Source organism: Mitsuaria sp. 7 (assembly GCF_001653795.1).
In the GTDB taxonomy this organism is placed as follows: Bacteria; Pseudomonadota; Gammaproteobacteria; order Burkholderiales; family Burkholderiaceae_C; genus Roseateles.
In genome coordinates, this window is record NZ_CP011514.1 from 2,778,878 (window position 1) to 2,800,562 (window position 21,685).

Here is a 21,685-nt window from a genome sequence, read left to right on the forward strand (position 1 = left end):
GGCATGATCGAGCCGCCGGTCCGGTCGGTGCTGTTCGGCCAGGCCCGTTTCGAACAGCACGGGCGCAGCCTCGCGCAGGCGCAGGCGGTCCAGGGCACGGCCGGCGCCGGCCAGTTCTTCCCGCGGCTCGACGACAACGTCGCGATGCTGCAGCAGACGCGGCGCCTGATCGAGAAGCGCCATCGCGACTTCCGCCATCTCGGCGCCGCCGGCAAATGGCTGCTGGACAACGCCGCGCTCATCGACGAGCAGATGCACCAGGTGCGTCGCGGCCTGCCGCGCAGCTTCTTCCGGTTGCTGCCGCGCCTGCGCGACGAGCCGCTGGCCGGCCTGCCGCGCATCTACGGCGTCGCGTGGGCCTGGGTGGCGCACACCGACGGCGGCTTCGACACCGACCTGCTGGCGGCCTACCTGCGCGCCTACCAGGAGGAACGCGCGCTGTCGCTGGCGGAGCTGTGGGCCTTGCCGACCACGCTGCGCGTGGTGCTGGTCGAGAACCTGCGCCGCCTGGCCGAGCGCTTCGCGACGCTGCAGGCCGCGCGCGACGTCGTCCACCACTGGTACGACGGCCGGCCCACGGAGGTCGGCATCGACGCGATCACGCGCCTCGAGCCGCGCATGAAGGAACGCGGCGTCCTCGAAGCCTTCTGGCTGCAGCTCGATCATCGCCTCGAGGAATTGCCGCAGCCGCTGATGGGCGAACTCGCCGCCTGGCTCAGCACGCGGCTGCCCGCCCCCGCCCAGGCGCTGGTGCGACAGCAGGACGAATCGATCCGCGACCTGCAGAGCATCCGCAACGCGATCACCGCGCTGCGGCGCATCGACCAGACGGACTGGCGCCGCCTGATCCAGACCGTGAGTCCGGTGATGCAGACGCTGGGTCGATCGCCGGTGTTCGCCGCCGAGGCCGCGGACACGCAAGACATGACCCTGCACGAGATCGAGCGGCTCGCGCGCAAGTGCGAGAAGAGCGAGCTCGACATCGCCCGCCAGCTGCTGGAGCTCACGCAACGCGCCGGCCCGCCGCAGGACGGCGAGCCCGACCGTCGCAGCGCGCCGGTCTACTGGTGGCGCGGCGCCGGCCGCCCGACCCTGCTCGCGGCGATCGGCGTGCAGGAGCGCCGCTGGCCGCCGCACGACACCGCGCCCGGACAACGCTGGGCGGCGGTCGCGTATCTCGGCGGCCTCGCGCTGCTGGGACTGCTCGGCCTGTACTGGCTGATGAGCCAGGCCCGCCCCGGCGCGGCGACCTGGCTGCTGTGGACCGCCGCCGTGCTGGCCGCCGGCCCGATCAGCGAGGCCGTGGTGGCCTTGACGAACCGCTGGATCAGCGAGCTCGCCCGCCCCGCGCGCCTGCCGCGGCTGGACTTCTCCGCCGGCCTGCCCGACGCGGAACGCACCCTGGTCGTGATGCCCGTGCTGCTGCCCAACGAGGACGCCATCGCCCCGCTGATCGCGCAGCTGGAGCAGCACCACCTCGCGAATCCCGAGCGCCTGGTGCAGTTCGCGCTGCTCAGCGATCACGCCGATGCCTACGAGGAACACCATCCCGGCGACACGATGATCGTCGTGACCGCCGCGGACGCGATCTCGGCGCTGAACGAGCGCCACGGACCGCTGGCCGACGGCCAGCCGCGTTTCCTGCTGCTGCATCGCCAGCGCGAGTGGTCCTCGACCGAGCGCCGCTGGATCGGCTGGGAACGCAAGCGCGGCAAGCTCGAACTGCTGCTGCGCACGCTGGCGACGCCGGCCTTCAGCTCGCCCTTCGTGGACTTCGGCGCCCTGTCGCGGCCCGCCGACGGTGTGCGCCACCTGATCACGCTGGACGCGGACACCGACATGCCGCCCGGCCGCCTGCGCGCGCTCGTCGGCACCGCGGCCCACCCGATGAACCGTCCCCGCGTGGACGCGGCGACGCGCCGCGTCGTCGAGGGCTACGCCATCCTGCAACCGCGCGTGCTCGCGCCCATGCCCGACGACAAGGAGAGCACGCCGTACCACCGCCTGTTCGTCGGCCAGTTCGGCATCGACCCGTACAGCGCGGTCAGCTCGGAGATCTTCCAGGACCTGTTCGGCGAAGGCAGCTTCACCGGCAAGGGCCTGCTGGACGTGCACGCCTGCCATGCGGTGCTCGACGCGCGCCTGCCCGAGGGTCAGGTCTTGAGCCACGACCTGCTGGAAGGCAGCATCGCGCGCTGCGCCGGCGTCTCCGACATCACGCTGGTCGAGGACTCGCCGATGCATGCGGACGTCGCGCACGCGCGGCTGCATCGCTGGACGCGCGGCGACTGGCAGCTGCTGCCCTTCATCGCCCGCGCCGGTCGTTATGGCATTCCGCCGATCAACCGCTGGAAGCTGATCGACAACCTGCGCCGCTCGCTGGTCGCGCCCATGTCGCTGGGGCTGATGCTGCTGGTGCTGGGCTCCGACGTGCTGCCGTTCGGGCTGACGCTGGCGGTCGTCGCCGGCGCGTTCGCGGTCGGGCCGCTGGTGGGCGCGCTGGCCGGGCTGGTGCCCAGCCGCGACGGCCTGGCGCGGCGGCACTTCTACCGCGAGACCGCGCTGGACCTGCGGCGCGCGCTGGGCCTCGCGGCCTGGCATGTCGCGCTGCTGCTGCACCTGTCGCTGCTGTACCTCGACGCGATCGGCCGGGCGCTGTGGCGCCAGACCGTGTCCGGACGCCACCTCCTCGAATGGACGACGGCCGCCGCCGCGCAGGCCGCCGCGCGGCGTGAACTGCCGGCGCTCGTCCGTCAGCACCTGCGCGTGCCCATCGCCGCCGCGGTGCTCGGCGGCGTGCTGGCCGCCGCCGCCCTGTCCGGCGCGCCGGTCGACGGCACGGCGACGCTCCTGCTGCTGATCGTCTGGGCGCTCTCCCCGGTGTGGATCTGGTGGACCAGCGCGCCGCGGGCGCCGCTGCTCAACCGCGAAGCCGAACTCGACCCGCAGGGCCGGACCTACCTCTGGCAGCTCGCGCGCGACACCTGGCGCTTCTACGACACCTACGTCGGCGCCGCCGACAACCACCTGCCGCCGGACAACGTGCAGCTGACGCCGCACCTGCTCGTCGCGCACCGGACCTCGCCGACCAACATCGGCCTGTACCTGCTGGCCGTCGCCTGCGCCCGCGAGATGGGCTTCATCGGCGTCGTGACGATGACGGAGCGCCTGTCCGCGACGCTGGACACGCTCGAACGCCTGCCCCGCTGGCGCGGCCATTTCTACAACTGGTACGACACGGAGTCGCTGGTCGTGCTGGCGCCGGGCTACGTGTCGGCGGTGGACAGCGGCAACTGCTCGGCGCATCTGCTGACCGTCGCACGCGCCTGCGAACTGGCCGCGGAGATGACGCCGGACCAGCTCGCCGCCGCGCCGCGCGACGCGCTGGCGAAGACGTTGCATCGGCTGCGCGTGATGCAGCCGCCGCTGGCCAACGACGGCGTGCTGGGCGCGGGCGCCTCGCTGGTGGCCGCGCTGATCGCTCCCGAGAACGCCGACGCTGGCGCGGAGGAGCAGCAGGCCGTGCTGCGCGCGCAGGTCGCGGCAGCCCGCGCGGAACTCGACGGCCTCGCCACGGCGGAGCACTACGAGGCGACCGCGGCGCATTGGCTGCTGCGCGACCTCATCGCGCAGCTGGAATCCTTCTGGCGCGATCACGGCGCCGGCTTCGCCGAGTCGCGCCTGCGGCTGCGCGAACTGGCCCAGCGCGCGCGGCGCCTCGGCCTGGAGGCCGACTACCGCCCGCTGTTCGACCCCGAGCGCCGCCTGCTGCGCATCGGCTGGCGCGGCGACGCGCAACAGCTCGACGACAACCACTACGACCTGCTCGCCAGCGAGGCGCGGCTCACCAGCCTGATCGCGATCGCCAAGGGCGACCTGCCGCCGGAGCACTGGCGCTCGCTGGGCCGGCCGTTCTTCTCGCGCGAAGGCGCCGGCGACTCGCTGGGCCTGAAGTCGTGGACCGGCTCCATGTTCGAGTACCTCATGCCCTCGCTCGTGCTGCGCGAGCCGGCCAACAGCGCGCTGGGCCGCGCGATCCGCACGGCGGTGGCCGAGCAGCGCTTCGAGGCCGGCACCAAGGGCACGCCGTGGGGCATCTCCGAGTCGGCGATCGCCGGACAGGACCACACCCTCGCCTACCAGTACGGCCCGCAGGGCGTGCAGACGCTGGCGCTGGCGCGGCTGGCCGTCGACGAACGCGTGCTGGCGCCGTACGCGGCCGTGATGGCCGCGATCGTGGCGCCGGTGCGGGTCGTGGCCAACCTGCAGGACTTCGAGCGGCTGGGCGCGCGCGGCGCGTTCGGCTTCATCGAGGCGGTCGACTACACGCCGCAGCGGCAGACCGCCGGCGCGGGCTTCACGCTGGTGCAGACCTACATGGCGCATCACCAGGCGATGGGCTTCGTCGCCTTGACCAACCTGCTGGCCGACGACGCGCCGCGGCGCTGGCTGATGAGCGATCCGCATGTGAAGGCCGTGGCCACGCTGCTGCACGAACGCGCGCCGCGCGAGGTGGCCCCGCTCTCCGCCGACATCACGGATCCGACGCCGCGCTCGCGGCAGGTCCGCAAGACGCGGATGGTGCGCGAGAGCGCGCCGCTGGAGGAAACGCTGCCGCTGACGCACATGCTGACCAACGGGCGCTACTCGGTGGTGCTGCGCAGCCACGGCGGCGGCTACAGCAACTGGGACGGCGTCGCGGTGACGCGCTGGCGCGACGACCTGCTGCGCGACCAGCACGGCAGCTTCACGATGCTGCGCCGCGCCGGCGAGGACGACTGGTTCAGCAACACCGCCCGCCCGGCGCCCGATCCGCGCGCCCGCTACGAGGCCCGCATGCAGGCCGAACGCGTGCTCTTCGAAGCCGCCTGGCCCGATCTGCAGAGCACCACCACCGTGTGGGTGAGTCCCGAGGACGACTGCGAGCTGCGTCAGGTCGAGCTCACCAACCGCGGCACCCAGCCGCTGGCGCTGGACCTGGTGTCCGCCTTCGAGGCCACGCTCGCGCCGCAACGCGGGGACGAGGCCCACCCCGCCTTCTCCAACCTGTTCATCCAGGCCCGCTGGGACGAGGCGGAACACGCGCTGCACCTGCGTCGCCGGCCGCGGCTGTTCGACGAGGCCGCGATGCGCGCGGTGTTCTTCCTGGCCGGCGTCGACGGTGGTGCGGCGTCCGGCAAGGCGGCGCGCCGTGACGGCGCGCGAAGGATCGACGGAGTCGGTGCGCACGGCCAGCAGGACGGCCAGAAGGAAGGCCTCAACGCGCGCATGGACGGCACCGGGGAACAGACCGGGGAAGAGGTCCGCCCCGATGGCTACACGCTGCGCGAGGTGCTGCCGATCGCCGATCGCGGACGCTGGCTGGGTCGCTACGGCAGCACCACGCGACCCGTCGGCGATGCGCGGCCGGAGTTCGTCGACGACGAGGCCGACGTCACCGCCGCCGGCGAGCCAGGCAGCCTGCTCGACACCGGCCTGGATCCGATCGCCGGCCTGCGGGTCGGGCTGGACCTGGCGCCGGGCGCGACCGTGCGGTTGACCTTCTGCACGGCCGCCGCGCGCGACGGCGACCTGCTGCGCGCGCTGGTCGACAAATACCGGCAGCCGGCGCACGTGGAGCGTTCCGCGTCGATGTCGCACACGATGGGCGGCATCCGGCTGCGCGAGCTGCAGTTCGACACCGCCACCTGGGGCGCCCTGCTGCAGCTCAACACGCTGGTCACCGGCCAGGCCGTGCGCGAGCCCGCGCACGTCCGCGAGCCCCGCGGCCGCTGCGATCGTCGCGCGCTGTACCGCTTCGGCATCTCCGGGGACCGGCCGATCATCATGGTCACCGTCACCGGCGAGGAAGGCATCGACCTGATCCGCTCGCTGAAGAAGGCGCTGCGCATGTGGACCACGCACGCGGTCGGCATCGACCTGGTCGTGCTGAACGAGGAGCCCTCCTCCTACAACGCGCCGGTGCAGCAGGCGCTGCACGCCTTGCAGGCGCGACTGCAGGGCCAGGCGCAGGGTCGGCCGGGGCACCTGTGCTCGTCCCTGCACGTGTTGCGCGACAGCGACCTGCAACCCGACGAGCGCTTCACGCTGCAGACGCTGACGCGCCTGCGGCTGCAGGCCGACGGCCGTCCGCTCTCGCAGCAGCTCGAACGCTGGATCGAGGACACCGCACCGACGAACGAATCCGAGCGGCTGCCGGTGGCCCATGCGCTGGCGGAGCGTCCGCGGCCGGAGGCGACCCCGCGTCCGCCGGAAGGCCGATTCGATCCGGACCACGGCGGCTTCTCCTTCGAGGTCTCGCCGGACCGGCATCCGTCCAAGCCCTGGGTCAACGTGCTGGCGAACCGCGACTTCGGCTGCCAGGTCACCGAGATCGCGGCGGGCTATACCTGGGCCGGCAACAGCCGGATGCACCAGGTCACGCCGTGGTCCAACGATCCGCTGATCGACCCCCCCGGCGAGTGGCTGCTGCTGCACGACCTGGACAACGACCGCGTCTGGCCGCTGGGCCGGCAGCTGCGTCGCGAGGCGCCGCTGTCGATCGAGCACGGCATCGGCTACTCGCGCAGCCGGCAGCGGCTGGACGATCTCCAGGTGGAGCTGTGCTGGTGCGTCGATCGCGACGCGTCGGTGAAGCAGGTGCAGGTGCGCATCGATTCCGGCGCCCGATCACGCCGGCGACTGCGTCTGGTCGCGCTGGCCGAATGGCAACTCGGCAGCGCGCGCAGCGAGCGCCTGTCGGTGACGACTCACAACGATTGGCTCACGGTGGGAGAGCTAGGCGCCGGACTGCCGCAGCCCGAACGTGCGCTCGCGCTGCAGGCGACGCAGCTGGACCACCTCGGCGGATTCGGCGACGCGACGGCGGCGCTGTGCATCCGTCCGCGGCAGCCGGGCGACGGCGGTGCCCCCGCGCGGGGAAGCGCCGAGGTCGGCGCCGTGCGCGTGCGGCTGGACCAGCAGGACTGGACCTGCGACCGCCGGGAATTCTTCGACAGCGCCGGCCGCATGGTGCTGCCGAAGACGCTGAGCCGTCGCGCCGGCGGCGGTCTCGACGCCTGCGCCGCGTTGTCGGCGCGGCTGGAACTCGACGCCTCGCAACCGGCCGAGCTGACCGTGTTGCTCGGCCACGCGCCGTCGCCCGATGCCGCGCATGCGCTGATGGAATCCGCCTGGCAGGTCGATCCGGCCACGCGGCTGGACCGCCAGCGGCGGCAATGGCCGGAGCTGCTCGGCGGCCTGCAGGTGTCGACGCCGGACCCGCGCTTCGACGCGCTCACCAACCACTGGCTGCCGTACCAGACGCTGGTCTGCCGCATGTGGGCACGGGCCGGCTTCTACCAGGCCGGCGGCGCGTTCGGCTACCGCGACCAGTTGCAGGATGCGATGGCGCTGACGGACGTCGCGCCGCAGCTGCTGGCCGACCAGATCCGGCGCAGCGCGGCGCGCCAGTTTCCCGAGGGCGACGTGCAGCACTGGTGGCACGAACCCGGCGGCGCCGGCGTGCGCACGCATTTCTCGGACGACCGGCTGTGGCTGCCGTATGCGCTGGCGCACTACCTGGTCCGGACCGGCGACCTGACGCTGATGGAGGACATGGTGCCCTTCCTCAACGGGCAGCAGGTGCCCGAGGGCGCCGAGGACATCTACGAGAGCCCGCGCACCGACGGCCCCTTGGCCTCGGTCTACGAGCACGCGGCCCGCGCGATCGACCGCAGCCTGGACAGCGGGCAGCACGGCCTGCCGCTGTTCGGGACCGGCGACTGGAACGACGGCATGAACCGCGTCGGCCACGAGGGCAAGGGCGAATCGGTGTGGATGGCGTGGTTCCTGGCGCAGGTGATCGAGGACTTCATGCCGGTCGCCACCGCGCGCGGCGAGCACGAGCGCGTGCAACGCTGGAAGGCGGCGCGCGACGGCTGGATCGCGGCGCTGGACGGTCCGGGCTGGGACGGCCAGTGGTACCGGCGCGGCTTCTTCGACGACGGCTCGCCGCTGGGCTCGTCGGAGAACGCGGAGTGCAAGATCGACCTGATCGCGCAGAGCTGGGCGGTGCTGACCGCGGCGGCCGATCCGGCGCATGCGCGGCAGGCGATGGCGAGCGCCTGCGCGCACCTGCTGGATCCGGTGGCGAAGCTGGCGCGGCTGCTGCATCCGCCGCTGGCGATGGCGCAGCCGAGCGCGGGCTACATCCAGTCCTACGCCCCGGGCGTGCGCGAGAACGGCGGCCAGTACAACCACGCGGCCGTGTGGTCGCTGATGGCGCTGGCGCGGCTGGGACAGCGCGACACGATGTGGCAGGTCTACACGGGGTTGAGCCCGGCGCACCGCTGGGCCGATCCGCGGCTGGGTCCGACCTACGCGATCGAACCCTACGTGATGGCCGGCGACATCTACTCGCACGCGCCCTGGGTCGGGCGCGGCGGATGGAGCTGGTACAGCGGCTCGGCGGGCTGGTTGCTGCGGGCGTCGCTGGAGTCGATCTGCGGCGTCGTGGTCGAGCAGGGCCGGCTGCGTGTCACCGCCTGCCTGCCGGTGCACTGGGATCAGGCGGAGGTGCGCATCCGTCACCAGGACCGCTGGCTGCGCGTGATCGTCTGCGCCAACGAGACGGCCTGCCGCGCCGCGCAGACGCGCGAGCCCGGCGCCCGGCGCGAGAACGCGGGCGAGTCGATCGAGCTGTCCTCGCTGTCGCCGGACCAGGCGCTGGTGGTCGTCAGCGTGCCGGAGACGGTCCGCTTGCCGGAGGCGGATGCGCTTCGCACGACGGGACGTTGACGCGCAAGAGGGTTTCAGCATTTCCACGGCTGCTGGCCCTCACCCCCACCCTCTCCCGCAAGCGGGAGAGGGAGTCCGCCAGAGAGGGATTCCACTGACCGGAGCACCTCGGGCGGTCGGGCCAGAATGACACGATGTCCTTCGAACCCCAGTCGCTGAACCTGCAGGACCGCTTCGTTGCGGACCTGCTGACCAACCCCAACAACCGCGCGATCCTGGACCGCTGGGCGGCGCTCGCGCTGCCCGATGGCTGGCTGGTCGCCGGCTGCCTGTTCCAGACCGTCTGGAACCTGCGTGACGGCAAGCCGCCGGCGTCCGACATCAAGGACTACGACCTCTTCTACTTCGATCCGGACGACCTGAGCGCGCAAGCCGAGCGACGCGTCCAGGCCCGCGCGGACGAGTTGCTGGGCGACCTCGGCATCACGATCGAGGTGGCCAACCAGGCGCGTGTGCACCTCTGGTACGAGGAAGATTTCGGAGAGCCATACGAGCCTCTGCGCAGCTCGCGCGCAGGCATCGAGCGTTTCCTCGTGCCGTCGACCTGCGTCGGCGTGCGACCCGGCGAGGTCTATGCGCCCTACGGCCTGGCAGGTCTGTACCAGGGCCTGCTCGCGATGAACCCGCTGGTGCCGCATCGCAAGCTCTTCGAACGCAAGGCCGCGTCGTACCAGCGGCGCTGGCCGTGGCTGACGATCCAATCGCCGACGTAACGCCGTTCGGCCCCACCAGACAGCTAGACCGCTAGACCGCTTGACCTGCCTGGCCTGACTGGACTGGCTGCGCGAGCTGAGCCAGACGCTGGTGGTTCTCCAGATCATCGGCGCTGAAGCCGAGCGCTTCCAGCGCCCTCGCCTCGCCGAGGCCTGAACGCGCCATCGCATCGAGCAGACGGCGCGCGGAGGACTTGAGCTCGGCATGCCGGGCCTCGGAGCGCTCGACCTCGGTGCAGGCGCGGAGATCGTCCTCGATGGCGTCGCGCATCAGCGTGACCAGCATGCGCACGCCGGACGAGGTCTCGCGCGGACGCTCGTCCATCACGCAGACCGTGCCGACGACGGTGCCTTCGGCATCGCGGATCGGCTCGCCGTAGTAGTGGACCAGGCCGAGCGCCGCGGTCGGGTTGCGATCGCTGATGGCGGGCAGGCGACGGACGTCGCCGACGAGCAGGTGCTCGCCGCGGCGGATCACGTTGGCGCAGTAGCTGTTGACGGCGAGCTCGAGGCGCCCGTTGCGCGGGAAACGCTGCTGCTCGTCGCGTACGCCGAAGAAGACGAGGTCGCTGCCGTCGACCAGGTTGATCATCGCCACCGGCATGTCGAGCTGCTGCGCCAGGACTTCCAGCATGCGTTGCCAGCGGCCGTACAGGCGTTCCGAATCGGCAAGGCAATGGGTGGGCATTCAGTCCTCCGGCGCGCCGTCGCGCACGCATGAGCACCCATGATCGCGCGATCCCGAGAACCGGGCCAGCCCCCAGGACGAAGGGCGGCGTTGCAGGACGCCGACGGACCTCGCCGATCAGCGCCGGACGTGTCCGCTCATCACTCCGACCTGGTCACCGCGTCCGCGCCGACCAACGCATCGAACCCCGCCTTCTTCACCGCCTCATCGATGGTCGGCATCAGCTTGCGCGCGGCCTCCAGGTCCTGCCGGCCCTTCTCCGTCTCGTTGAGCCTGAGCTGCGCCAGCCCGCGGCCGTAAAGCGGCCAGGCCCAGGATCTCAGTTCTATCGTCTTGTCGAAGGCCTTCTTCGCGCGGGCGGCGTCGCCCAGGCGCAGGTAGGTCCAGCCCAGGCTGTCGCGATACGCCGGCGTGTCACCGTCCAGGTCAACCGCCTCCTTGCAGTCGTCCAGCCCCAGCGGCACCTCGACGTTCATCCGCGCCCGCAGCCAGCACCGGCCGTTGTAGGCCTCGGCCAGCCGCAGGTCGTTCCGGTGGCTCTTGATCCAGAGGTCGAACTGCTTCAGCGCCTCGGGCACCTGGTTGAAGCGGGCGTGGTACTCGGCCATCGTCATGCGCAGGTTCGAAGGCGGCGGCAAGGCCGCATCGAGCGCCGTCAGGTCCGCCTTCGCACCGTCGCGATCGCCCGCGGCCACGCGCAGCGGCACGCGGCGCAAACGCGCCTCGGCCAGCGAGGGATCCAGCGTCAGCGCCGTGTCCAGGTCCGCCAGCGCCAGCTTGGGTTGCTTCATCGCCTGATGCACGCGGGAACGCGCATCGAAGCAGCCCGCCACTTCGGGCTTGAGTTCGCAGGCGCGGTTCAGGTCCTCCAGCGCCCGCTTCGGGTCGCCCGCCGTCAGCGCCGCCGCGCCGCGCCGCATCAACCCATCGGCATCGTCGGCCGCGATCTCCTCGGCCTTCGCCGCATAGCGCTGGTCGTAGTTGCTCGCGTCGGCGGGGCGGCCCTGCGCGAAGATCGGCCCGCCGTTCCAGGTCGCGTACACCTTGCCCTGCAGCCGCGACACGTACACCCGGTGCGACAGGAAGTAGTCCAGCCCCAGCAGCATCCCGTGGTCATAGGTGTCCACGTCGCTGATCGGCAGCCGGTTCCGCGTGATCTTCTCGCCGGCCAGCTCGAAGGTCTCGATGTCGGCGATCCAGCGTTCGGCGTAACCGCTGCCGATCCCGCTCGTCCGGCCGAAAGGCTTCATGTCCGCGTCCTTGATCCCGGCGCGCCGCGCCGCCTTCAGCGACAGCGAGGTGCCCGGCGCCCCCGTGTCCATCAGCGCCGTGACGCGCTCGCCGTTGATCTTCGTGAGGACGCGCACCGCCGTGTCGTTGCGGCGCCCGTTGGTCTCGATGGGCACTTCGATCACCGGCGCGTCGCCGGCCCAGTAGGCCAGGTTCGCCTTCTCGCAGTCGCCCTTGGGAAAGACCAGCCGCAGCATGCCGTGCGCGAGGTCGTATTCGGTGTCCGCCGCGGACAGGAAGTTGCGGCCCAGGATGCCCATGATCCCGGCGTTGAGCTCGTTGCCGCCGACGAAGAAGTCCACCTTCTTCAGCGTCGCCAGTTGCAGGCCGACCTCGTCCACCGTCGCGACCCTCAGCGATTCGACCGAGCCCGCCTGTCCGTGGATCGTGAAGTTGGGCGGCGGGCGCCGCAGCTTCAGGTTCAGCTGCGCCGCCGTGGCCGCGCTCATCATGCTGTAGAAGGCGCCGCTGTCGACCAGCATGGGCACCTCGACCCCGTTCAACTGCACGGTGGCGACCGGCCGGTGCTCGACCAGCCGCACCGGGATGTTCATCGTCTCGATGCCGCAGCGGGCCTTGCCCGGTTCGTCCGCGGCGGCAGCCCCCGTGGCCACCAGGATCAGCGCCAGCATTGGCGCAAGTCGGCGTGAGCTCAATCGTTCCTCCCTGGAATATTGGAGGCTGACGATACCCGTCCCAAGCGTCGGAAACGCCCCTACCGAAGGGGGAATCGACGTCCCCGCGACACGATCGCCGCAGGCTCAACGATTTCCCAACGTTGCCTGCACGGGATCGCGACAACCCCTGTCGTGATCCTTGCTCGCCGTCCTACTTTCGCCGTCTTTCTTTCGCCGTCTTATTGCCCCGTCGCCGCCGGCTTCAGCGCCTGCGCCCACAACGCCGCCGCGCGCGCCGTGCCGTCCACCGTGAAGTGGCAGCCGTTGCGCAGCGGCTGGCCGAGCGTGTCCGTGTCCGGCCCCGCGCGGAAGCCGCTGTCGGGAATGACGAGCAGCTCGCGCACGGCCTCGCGCACCTGGCCGCCGTCGTGCGGCGGGCAGTAGGTCGACCGCGCGATCCACCACGGCGCGTCGACGCCCCGCAGGGCCACGCCGGCGCGCAAGGCCGCGAGCGCGTCGCGGTAGTCGGCCATCGCCGTGCGGTCGCGCGCGTCGGCTTCGCCCTGCTGCCACAGCACCGCGGCCACCGGCCAGCGCGTGCCCTTGATGCGGTCCATCTGCGTCTGCCAGTAGCTGCGCAGCGCGCTGTCGGGATCGGTCCATTCGGCGATCGTGCTGCGGTCCACCGCCACCACCGCCCACACGATCGGGTGCCCCTGCCAGCGTCCGCCCAATGCCTGGTTCACCGCAGGCCAGAGGCTGCCGCCCGTGCCGGTGGCACCCGGCACCGGCGAGCTCGCCAGACCGCATCCGCCCAGGTGCAGCACCGGCATCGGCGGCACCGGCGCGGCGGCCGGCGGGATCGGATCGGCGTGGTTGGCCGCGTTGGACTGCCCCATCACGACGATCACCACGGGCTGTTCGTTCTTGAACACCGTGCCGCAGTCGGGCGCCGTCACCGGCATGTCGTGGATGGCGGTGATCCGCTGCGCGAGGTCATCCGCGGGGGTCGACGCCTTGCCGTTGCGCAGCATCGCCACGCCCGCCGCGATCATGCCGCCGCAGGACAGCAGCGCCACCGCGACGATCGCCAGCGGGATCAGGGGATTCTTCCGTTCTTCGGTCATCAGGGAGCGTCGTCAACAGCAGGGGAAGCGCGCATTGTCTCCGCCCCGCGATCAGCCTCCGGCTGGTGCTGCCTTCGACGCGGGCGAACGCGCGCGATAGCGGTCGCGGAGCCAGCGCATCCCCGGCTGTTCCACCCAGGTCGTCAGGCCGTGCGCCAGCGCCGCCGACAGGGCCATCGTCAGCGCGATGGCGACGTGCACCTCCACGCCCCAGGCCTCGAACCGGCGCAGCACGGCCCAGCCGATGTTCTCGTGCAGCAGGTACAGCGTGTACGAGATCGCCCCCAGCCACAGCAGCACCGGATGCTCCAGCCAGGTCCAGCGTCCGCGCGCCGCGCCGAAGAGGACCGCATAGAACACCGCCGCGAGGGCCGCGAGGCCCCAGTCCTCGACGAGCCCGATCACCAGCATCGCGGCCGCCGCCAACGCCCAGTCCCAGGCGGACGCGCTGTCCTTGCGGCTCAACCGGTAGACCGTGACGCCGAGCGCGAACCAGCAGATGTAGGGCAGCAGCAGCCAGCGCTGGCCCATCCACGGCAGGTCGACGCCCCAGAAGCTCTTCGCCGCCGCATAGACCAGCCGCAGCGCCAGGCACGCGAAGAGGAAGTTCCGCAGCCCCGCCGCGCCGCCGAAGCGGAAGCTCAACAGCGCCCAGGCATAGAACAGCAGCTCCACTTCCAGCGTCCAGTACACGCCGTCGACATGCGCCACGCCGAAGAAGCCCTGCACCATCGTCACGTTGACCAGCAGCACGTCCCAGCCCACCGTCTTGCCGGGCAGGCCGATCGCGTGGGTCAGCGCGAAGGTCAGCAGGATCGCGCCCCAGTACGCCGGGTAGAGCCGGCTGAAGCGCGAGACGACGAAGTCCATCGGTCGCGCGGTCCGCTCCAGCGTCATGAAGATGACGAAGCCGCTGATCATGAAGAACAGGTTGACGCCGAGGTACCCGTACGGGAACGAAACCGCCGGCGGCTGCGCGTGACCGAAGAGCTGGTCGTAGCGCGTCGTGTAGTGGAACAGCACCACCGCCAGCGCCGCGACGCCGCGCAGGGCATCGAGCTGCGCCAGGCGCGGGGCGGAGCTCACACCAGGACCTCCGCGGCCCCCGGATGGCTCAGGAAGCCCTGCGGGCTGGCCGTGATGCCATAGGCGCCGGACTGGAAGACGACCACCAGATCGCCCGGCTCCGCGTGCGACAGCGTCATGCGCTCGCCCAGCAGGTCCAGCGGCGTGCACAGCGGCCCGACCACGGACACGCCCGCCTCCGGCTCGCCGCCGATGCGGTTGCCGATCGCGACCGGGTAGTTCTTGCGGATCACCTGGCCGAAGTTGCCCGAGGCCGCCAGGTGGTGGTGCAGACCGCCGTCGGTCACGAGAAAGACCTGACCCCGCGAGACCTTGCGGTCCACGACGCGGCACACGTAGACGCCGGCTTCGCCGACCAGGTAGCGGCCGAGCTCCACGACCAGCTTGGCCTGCGGCAGCTCGACCGCGGCGCGCTCGATCAGCGCGGCGAGGTTGGCGCCGATGGTGGTCAGATCCAGGCTTTGCTCGCCGGGGAAGTACGGGATGCCGAAGCCGCCGCCGAGGTTGAGCACCTTCACCGGCGCCGGCGCGTCCTTGGCCAGGCGCAGCGCGAGCTCGAAGCTCTTGAGCTGCGCCTCGACGATCGCTTCCGGCTTCAGGTTCTGCGAGCCGGCGAAGAGGTGGAAGCCCTCGAAACCGAGACCCGCCTCGCCGATGCGCGCCAGCAGTTCCGGCACCTGCTCGGCGTCGACGCCGAACTGCTTGGGACCGCCGCCCATCTTCATGCCCGAGGACTTCAGCTCGAAGTCCGGATTGACGCGCACCGCGACGCGCGCCGCGTAGCCGGTCTCCGCGCACAGCGTGCGCAGCAGTTCGACCTCGCGGAAGGATTCGAGGTTGATCAGGATGCCGGCGGCCAGCGCCTGCTTGAGCTCCAGCACGCTCTTGCCGGGACCGGCGAAGCTGATCTCGCGCGGATCGGCGCCGGCGTCCAGCGCGACCTGCAGCTCGCCGGCCGAAGCGACGTCGATGCCGTCCACCAGCGTCGCGAGATGCGCGACCAGCGCCGGCATCGGGTTGGCCTTCATCGCGAAGTGCAGCTCCAGCTTCGCGGGCATCGCGGCGCGGAGTTCCTCGACACGCCGCGTCAGCAGCGCGCGGTCATACGCGTAGAACGGCGTGCGGCCCACGCGGTCCGCGAGCCGCGTCAGCGGCTGGCCGCCGATCTGCAGCACGCCGTCGCGCGCGACGAACTGGTCCATGGGCGCATGTTGCGGCGCGGCCTTGGCGGGCGCGGCGGCGGGCGTCTTGATGTCGTCGTTGCTCACGGAGTCTTTACCAGTTCGTCTGCAGGGTCGCCGGGCGGGTCGTCGGCAAGGTGGTCAGCGGGTTCGCGAGCAGGATCACTGCGCTTCCTGCTTCGCCACCCACTCGGTGCTCAGCAGCTTGCGATCGATCTTGCCGTTGGGGTTGCGCGGCAGCGGGCCGGCCTTCTCCTCGATGCCGGCGGGAATCATGTACGCCGGCATGCGGGCCTTGCACAGCGCCAGCAGCGCGGCGCTGTCCAGCGCGTCGGCGCCGGCCGGCGGCGTCGCGATCACCTGGATGGTCTGGCCCAGCGTCGCGTGGTCCACGCCGAAGGCCACGCATTCGCCGACCAGCTGCGTCGCGTACAGGATCTCCTCGACTTCGGTCGGGCTCACGCGATAGCCGGAGGTCTTGATCATCTCGTCGCGGCGGCCGATGAAGTAGAGGAACCCTTCAGCGTCCCTGCGCACGTTGTCGCCGGAGAACACCGCGTACTCGGGCAGTTGAAGCCCGGCCTCGCGGCCCGCCACGCCGGGCGGCAGCAGCTTGTAGCGCTCGGCCGTCTTCTCGGCGTCGTTCCAGTAGCCCAGGCCGACCAGCGCGCCGCGGTGCACCAGCTCGCCCGGCTCATCGGGCGCGCAGGGCGTGCCGTCCTCGCGCAGCACCAGGATCTCGGCGTTGGGGATCGCCTTGCCGATCGAATCGGGCCGGCGGTCGACCTCCTCCGGCGGCAGGTAGGTCGAGCGGAAGGCCTCCGTCAGGCCGTACATCAGGAAAGGCTGCGCCGACGGCACGCGCTGGCGCAGCAGGTTCAGCGTCTCGCGCGGCATGCGCCCGCCGGTGTTGGCGAAGTAGCGCAGTTGAGCGTCGATGGCCGCCGGCCATTCCAGTTGCGCCAGCTGGATGTACAGCGGCGGCACCGCCGTCAGGCCGGTGATGCGATCGCGCTCCAGCGCCTTGAGCACGTCGCGCGGCATCAGGTAGTTGAGCAGCGACACCGACGCGCCCGCATGGAAGGCCGTCGTCAGCTGGCTGAAGCCGGCATCGAAGGACAGCGGCAGCGCGGCGAGCAGGCGGTCCTCGGGACGGTTGCCGAGGTAGCTCGCGACGCTCTTCGCCCCGGCCACCATGTTGCGGTGCGACAGCACCACGCCCTTGGGCCGGCCCGTGGAGCCGGAGGTGTAGAGGATGGCCACCATGTCGGTGTCGATGACGCGGTGCGCGGTCTGCGCCGGTGCGTCCAGCAGGTCGCTGTAGCGGACCCAGCCGTCGGGTGCCGCGTCGGGAGCGGGATCGACCACCACGACGTGCCGCACTGAGGGGCACTCCGCCAGCACGGTCCGCAGCGACGCGAAACGGTCACGAGAGGTGATCAGCACGCGAACATCGCAGTCGCGCACGATGAAGCCGACCTGCTCGGGCTTGAGGATGGGGTTGACCGGCACGAACACGCCGCCCGCGGCCGGCGCGGCGAAACTGGCGACCACCGTCTCCAGCCGCTTGTCCAGGTAGATGCCGACGCGCTCCGCCCGCTGCAGGCCCAGCGACAGCAGGCCGTTGGCCAGCGCGCGCACCTGCGCGGCCAGTTCGGCGTAGTCCAGCGCGCGGGCGCCGTCGCGCAGCGCCGGGGCCGCCGGATCACGCTCGGCGCTGTGCCAGATCAGGTGCGGAAGCAGGTGGCTGTCGATGGCGGCGGTCATCAAAAAAGTATCTCACGCGGCCCCCTGGCAATCCTGCACGAAGCCCGGCGGATCCCTCCGGATCCCCTTGGGATGAGGGGGCGCCCCAGGGGTTCCCCCAGAGGGCGACAGTTAAGATCCTCCCCGACCATGAACAGCCAACAACACCTGCTCGCCATCCTCGACGACGTCCTCAGCCTGGAAGGCCGCGCCAAGGACTTCACCGTCGACACCGCGCTGCTGGGCGCGATCCCGGAGCTCGACTCCATGGCGGTCGTCAGCCTGATCACCGCGCTCGAGGAACAGTTCGGCATCGTCGTCGACGACGACGAGATCGACGGCGCCACCTTCGCCACCGTCGGCGCGCTGCTCGACTTCGTGAACGGCAAGCTCGCCGCCTGACGGCGCCCGGGCCGCCACGATCGCCGCGCCACCTCCGCTCATGGCCGCCGCCACGACGCCTCCCCCCTCATCCACGCCGTTCTTCCTGGATGACGGCGTCGGCGGACAGCGGCTGTGCGTCCACTATCCCGCCGGGGTGCCGGCGGCTTCCGCCACGTCGGCCGCCGCATCGACCGCCGCGGTCTCCACCGCGCCTCCTCGCGGCCAGATCCTGCTCCTGCCGCCCTTCGCGGAGGAGATGAACAAGTCCCGCCGCATGACCGCCCTCGCCGCGCGTGCGTTCGCCGCCGCCGGTTTCGAGGTGCTGACGATGGACCTGCTCGGCTGCGGCGACAGCAGCGGCGACTTCGGCGACGCCTCCTGGGCGCGCTGGCAGGACGACGTGCGTCTGGCGGCCGATTGGCTGGACGCCCGCGCCCTGCCCGGCCCGGACGGCGTGAAGGCGCCGTTCTGGCTGTGGGGCCTGCGTGCCGGCGCGCTGCTCGCGCCCGCGGCCTTCGAGACACTGAATGACCGGCCGCTGCATCTGCTGCTCTGGCAACCGATGACGGCCGGCAAGCTCCAGCTCCAACAATTCATGCGCCTGCGTGTCGCGGCCGATCTCATCGGCGGCCAGGCCAAGGGTGCCGTCCAGGCCATGCGCGACCAGCTCGCGCGCGGCGAAGCCGTGGAGATCGCCGGCTACCTGCTCGCGCCCGCACTGGCCGAAGGCCTGGAATCCGCCCAGCTGAAGCCGTCGGCGCGCGTGCGCCGCGTCGCGTGGCTGGAACTCTCGCCGCGCGAGGACGCGACGCTCACGCCCGCCGCGTCGATGGCCGTCGACGCGTGGACCGCGCAAGGCGTCGACGTGCGCGCCGCCGTCAGCCAGGGCCCGTCGTTCTGGGCCGCCACCGAGATCGAGGAAGCGCCGCGCCTGATCGAGGCCAGCCTCGCCGCGCTGACCGCAGGCGCCGACTTCGCGACCCGACCGGTCGAGGCGGTGACCGCATGAACGCGATGCCCACGCCCGCGCACCGCGACAGCGTGCTGCGCATCGACTGCGACGGCCAGGCGCTGGTCGGGCTGTTGAGCGAGCCGGTCGCGGCCGCTTACGCGGGCCCCTCGGCCTCCGCATCCGCATCCGCATCCGCAGCAGCAGCCGACGTCATGGCAAGACCTGCCCCCGACACCGGCGTGCTGCTGATCGTCGGCGGCCCGCAGTACCGCGTGGGCAGCCATCGCCAGTTCACGTTGCTGGGCCGCGCGCTCGCCGGCGCCGGCGTGCCCTGCCTGCGGCTGGACTACCGCGGCATGGGCGATGCGCAAGGCGATCAGCGCGACTTCGAGCAGGTCGACGCCGACATCGCCGCCGCGATCGACGCCTGGCAGCGCGAACACCCGTCGCTCAAGCGCGTGGTGCTCTGGGGCCTGTGCGACGCCGCGTCCGCCGCGCTGCTCTACGTGCACCGCCGCCGCGACCCGCGCGTCGCGGGCCTGTGCCTGGCCAATCCCTGGGTCCGCACCGCGACCAGCCTGGCCCGCGCGCAGGTCAAGCACTACTACCTCGACCGGCTGCGCCAGCCGGCGTTCTGGCGCAAGCTGCTGAGCGGCCGCGTGGGCCTGGGTGCCGTGCGCGAGCTGCTGGGCAAGCTCGCGACCAGCCGCGCGTCGGCCGCCTCGGAGCACTCTTCGCGCCCGGCCGGCCCCGCCGACACCCGCCACTACACCGAGCAGATGGCCGACGGCCTGCGCGCCTTCGGCGGTCCGGTGCTGCTGATCCTGTCGGGCGACGACGTCTGCGCCAATGAATTCCTGGACCGCTGCCGCGACGGCGGCCCCGCCTGGCAGGGCTTGCTGAACCGGCCCGGCCTGCGCCGCGAGGACCTGCCCGACGCGGACCACACCTTCTCGACCGCCGCCTGGCGCGCCCACGTCGAACGGCTCACCGCCGCCTTCGTCCGCGGCGTGCCCGCCGCCACCTGACCGCCTGACCGGTACACCCGGCCCCACCGGAGCCCCGCCATGTCCGTTCCCGCACTCCCCCGCGCCCGCTGGCGCACCCTCGCGCTGGCGCTGGCCGGCGCCGTCGCCGCCCACGCCGCCGTCGCGCAGGGGATCGGCTGCGGCGGACTGGCCAACAACTACGGTCCGTACGACTACCGCCATTACAAGGACATGCCGGAGATCGATCCGGTGACCAAGCAGATGTCGCCGCTGCAGATGGTCGAGGGCGCCCACTTCATCGACACCTGCGAGGCGCTGGTCAAGTGCAAGCGCGGCAGCATCGGCAGCGACATCGACTACACGCTGCGCGCCTTCCCGAACCACCACCGTGCGCTGATCGCGATGATGCTTTACGGCGAGCGCACCAAGCGCGACCAGCCGCCCGAGGCGCTGTTCACCGTCGACTGCTACTTCAAGCGCGCGCTGACCTGGAAGTCGGATGACATCATCGTGCGCCTGATCTACGCCGGGTTCCTGAACGGCAAGGGCAAGGCCGCCGCCGCCAAGGAGCAGCTGGAGGCCGCGAACAAGCTGGCCGCGGCCGGCGACAACCCGTTCTCGGTCTACAACGTCGGCATGGTCGCGATGGACCTCAATGAAGTCGACGTGGCCGTCGACGCCGCGCGCCGCGCCTACGGCGCCGGCATGACGCACCCGATCCTGCGCCAGCGCCTGATGGCGATCAACCGCTGGCCCGCCGACATCCGGATGCCCGGCGAGGCCGCGTCGGCGCCGGAGGGGTCGCCCGCGCCGGGTCCCGCCGGCTCGGCCGCCTCCGCCTCCGCCCCGGAATCCGCGGCGCCGGCGACGGCCCGCTGACCCGAAGGCCGCCGACTTGAGCCCGCCGCCCACCATGCTCGCACCGCGACTGCCGGTCATCGGCTGGCGCACCTTCGCGGGCGCCGCGCACATCGACCAGCACAGCCTGCTCGACCATCCGCGCCACCTGCCGACCACCAGCGGCCGCGCGGCGATCCTGCTCGCGCTGGAGTGCCTGCACGTCGGTCCCGGCGACCTGGTGCTGCTGCCGACGTATCACTGCCCGACGATGGTCTCGCCGGTGAAGACGCTGGGCGCGGACGCGGCCTTCTATCCGATCGACGAGCACGGCGCGCCGCGGCTGGACTGGCTCTCTGCCCACGTGCCGGCCGCCACCAAGGCGCTGCTGGTGCCGCACTACTTCGGGCTACCGCAGCCGATGGAAGCGGTGCGCGCCTGGTGCGACGCGCGCGGCATCGCGCTGATCGAAGACTGCGCGCACGCGATGTTCGGTCGCGCCGGATCGCGGCCGATCGGCTCGTGGGGCGACGTCGCCATCGCCAGCCTGACCAAGTTCTTCCCGACGCCCGAGGGCGGCATCCTCGCGCTCAACCGCGCCGACCTCACGATGCCCGCGCTGACGCCGGCCTCGCGGATCGACCAGATCAAGGCGGGCTCCGACATCCTCCACATGGGCGCCGCGCACGACCGCCTGACCGGCCTGAACCGGCTGATCCGCGGCGCGTTCGCGCTCAAGAGCGCGCTGCGCCAGCTCGTGCGCGGAGGCGCCGGACAACAAGGCGGCGCTGCGATCGCGCCCAGCCGCCACGGCGAGCTCGACGAGGCCGGGGAGATCGACGCCAACATGGCGCTGATCGACCTGCCGCTGTCGCACCGCGCGCTGACGCATGCCTGCGGATGGATCTCGCGGCGCGTGCCGCGGCGTCGCATCGTCGAGGCGCGCCGGCACCACTACGCGTTCTTCACGGAGGCCTTCTCGGGCCGCGACGGCGTGCATCCGCTGCTGCCCACGCTGCCGCCGGATTGCGCGCCCTACGTGTTCCCACTGTGGGTGCGCACGCCCGATCCCGGCTACGCCGAGATGCGCAAGCTCGGCGTGCCGGTGTCGCGCTGGGACCGGCTCTGGCCCGGCGTGCCCGCGCTGCCGGGCGACGCCGGCAAGTCGTGGTCGCACCACGTACTGCAACTCGCCTGCCACCAGGATCTCAGCGATGCGGACCTGCGCCGCATCGTCGAGCAGGTCGAGCGCCTGTTCATCACCCCCGCCGCCGCGCCGCCGCGCTGAGGGTCAGGT

At 71.7% G+C, this 21,685-nt stretch carries 13 protein-coding genes; 7 read left to right on the forward strand and 6 right to left on the reverse strand.

The window, feature by feature from the left end:
• Positions 1–3 precede the first annotated feature (3 nt).
• Both ABE85_RS12290 and ABE85_RS12295 read left to right on the forward strand, forming a co-directional pair.
• On the forward strand, positions 4–8,778 hold the full coding sequence (locus ABE85_RS12290; protein ID WP_157522275.1) for a GH36-type glycosyl hydrolase domain-containing protein: 8,775 nt from the start codon (positions 4–6) through the stop codon (positions 8,776–8,778).
• 134 nt (positions 8,779–8,912) lie between these two features.
• Entirely contained in the window at positions 8,913–9,491 is a 579-nt protein-coding gene (locus ABE85_RS12295) for a nucleotidyltransferase family protein (RefSeq protein WP_082938563.1), read from the forward strand.
• Positions 9,492–9,522: 31 nt separating this feature from the next.
• Here ABE85_RS12295 and ABE85_RS12300 read toward each other — a convergent pair whose 3' ends face one another.
• From ABE85_RS12300 to ABE85_RS12325, 6 genes are all read right to left on the reverse strand, one after another.
• Positions 9,523–10,179 (reverse strand): GAF domain-containing protein, encoded by a 657-nt coding sequence (locus ABE85_RS12300; RefSeq protein WP_067274633.1) that lies wholly within the window; start codon positions 10,177–10,179, stop codon positions 9,523–9,525.
• 140 nt (positions 10,180–10,319) lie between these two features.
• Positions 10,320–12,125 carry a retroviral-like aspartic protease family protein gene (locus ABE85_RS12305; protein WP_157522278.1) on the reverse strand — a complete coding sequence of 602 codons (1,806 nt, stop codon included), beginning with the start codon at positions 12,123–12,125 and terminating at the stop codon, positions 10,320–10,322.
• Positions 12,126–12,325: 200 nt separating this feature from the next.
• Entirely contained in the window at positions 12,326–13,213 is an 888-nt protein-coding gene (locus ABE85_RS12310) for a sialate O-acetylesterase (protein ID WP_067274639.1), read from the reverse strand.
• Positions 13,214–13,264: 51 nt separating this feature from the next.
• Positions 13,265–14,299: an acyltransferase gene (locus ABE85_RS12315; protein ID WP_067274642.1), complete on the reverse strand. Its 1,035-nt coding sequence runs from the start codon at positions 14,297–14,299 to the stop codon at positions 13,265–13,267.
• Positions 14,296–15,501 (reverse strand): pyridoxal-dependent decarboxylase, exosortase A system-associated, encoded by a 1,206-nt coding sequence (locus ABE85_RS12320; protein WP_067282581.1) that lies wholly within the window; start codon positions 15,499–15,501, stop codon positions 14,296–14,298. Before ABE85_RS12320 ends, ABE85_RS12315 begins: the two co-directional genes overlap by 4 nt.
• Positions 15,502–15,642: 141 nt before the next feature.
• A complete protein-coding gene (locus ABE85_RS12325; RefSeq protein ID WP_067274645.1) occupies positions 15,643–17,247 on the reverse strand; it encodes an acyl-CoA ligase (AMP-forming), exosortase A system-associated in 1,605 nt (534 codons plus the stop codon).
• Between the two features lie 129 nt (positions 17,248–17,376).
• Here ABE85_RS12325 and ABE85_RS12330 point away from each other — a divergent pair, with 129 nt between their 5' ends.
• From ABE85_RS12330 to ABE85_RS12350, 5 genes are read left to right on the forward strand one after another with little or no spacing between them, the layout of a single operon-like run.
• Positions 17,377–17,628, forward strand: a complete 252-nt coding sequence (locus ABE85_RS12330) for an acyl carrier protein (RefSeq protein ID WP_067274648.1) — start codon at positions 17,377–17,379, stop codon at positions 17,626–17,628.
• A gap of 40 nt (positions 17,629–17,668) precedes the next feature.
• The gene (locus ABE85_RS12335; RefSeq protein ID WP_082938564.1) at positions 17,669–18,619 is read left to right on the forward strand and encodes a hydrolase 2, exosortase A system-associated; all 951 of its coding nucleotides are present in this window, start codon (positions 17,669–17,671) and stop codon (positions 18,617–18,619) included.
• Complete coding sequence (locus tag ABE85_RS12340; RefSeq protein ID WP_231993291.1) at positions 18,616–19,590, forward strand: hydrolase 1, exosortase A system-associated; 975 nt, start codon at positions 18,616–18,618, stop codon at positions 19,588–19,590. Before ABE85_RS12335 ends, ABE85_RS12340 begins: the two co-directional genes overlap by 4 nt.
• Positions 19,591–19,629: 39 nt before the next feature.
• The gene (locus ABE85_RS12345) at positions 19,630–20,430 is read left to right on the forward strand and encodes a hypothetical protein (RefSeq protein ID WP_067274651.1); all 801 of its coding nucleotides are present in this window, start codon (positions 19,630–19,632) and stop codon (positions 20,428–20,430) included.
• 16 nt (positions 20,431–20,446) lie between these two features.
• Positions 20,447–21,676, forward strand: a complete 1,230-nt coding sequence (locus ABE85_RS12350) for a DegT/DnrJ/EryC1/StrS family aminotransferase (RefSeq protein ID WP_157522281.1) — start codon at positions 20,447–20,449, stop codon at positions 21,674–21,676.
• Positions 21,677–21,685 lie beyond the last annotated feature (9 nt).

Excerpts from the sequence above, each read along its gene's own strand:
- ABE85_RS12290 (WP_157522275.1), top strand. The coding sequence starts at position 4 with ATGATCGAGCCGCCGGTCCGGTCGGTGCTGTTCGGCCAGGCCCGTTTC.
- ABE85_RS12295 (WP_082938563.1), top strand. The coding sequence starts at position 8,913 with ATGTCCTTCGAACCCCAGTCGCTGAACCTGCAGGACCGCTTCGTTGCG.
- ABE85_RS12300 (WP_067274633.1), bottom strand. The coding sequence starts at position 10,179 with ATGCCCACCCATTGCCTTGCCGATTCGGAACGCCTGTACGGCCGCTGG.
- ABE85_RS12310 (WP_067274639.1), bottom strand. The coding sequence starts at position 13,213 with ATGACCGAAGAACGGAAGAATCCCCTGATCCCGCTGGCGATCGTCGCG.
- ABE85_RS12320 (WP_067282581.1), bottom strand. The coding sequence starts at position 15,501 with ATGGACCAGTTCGTCGCGCGCGACGGCGTGCTGCAGATCGGCGGCCAG.
- ABE85_RS12325 (WP_067274645.1), bottom strand. The coding sequence starts at position 17,247 with ATGACCGCCGCCATCGACAGCCACCTGCTTCCGCACCTGATCTGGCAC.
- ABE85_RS12330 (WP_067274648.1), top strand. The coding sequence starts at position 17,377 with ATGAACAGCCAACAACACCTGCTCGCCATCCTCGACGACGTCCTCAGC.
- ABE85_RS12335 (WP_082938564.1), top strand. The coding sequence starts at position 17,669 with ATGGCCGCCGCCACGACGCCTCCCCCCTCATCCACGCCGTTCTTCCTG.
- ABE85_RS12340 (WP_231993291.1), top strand. The coding sequence starts at position 18,616 with ATGAACGCGATGCCCACGCCCGCGCACCGCGACAGCGTGCTGCGCATC.
- ABE85_RS12345 (WP_067274651.1), top strand. The coding sequence starts at position 19,630 with ATGTCCGTTCCCGCACTCCCCCGCGCCCGCTGGCGCACCCTCGCGCTG.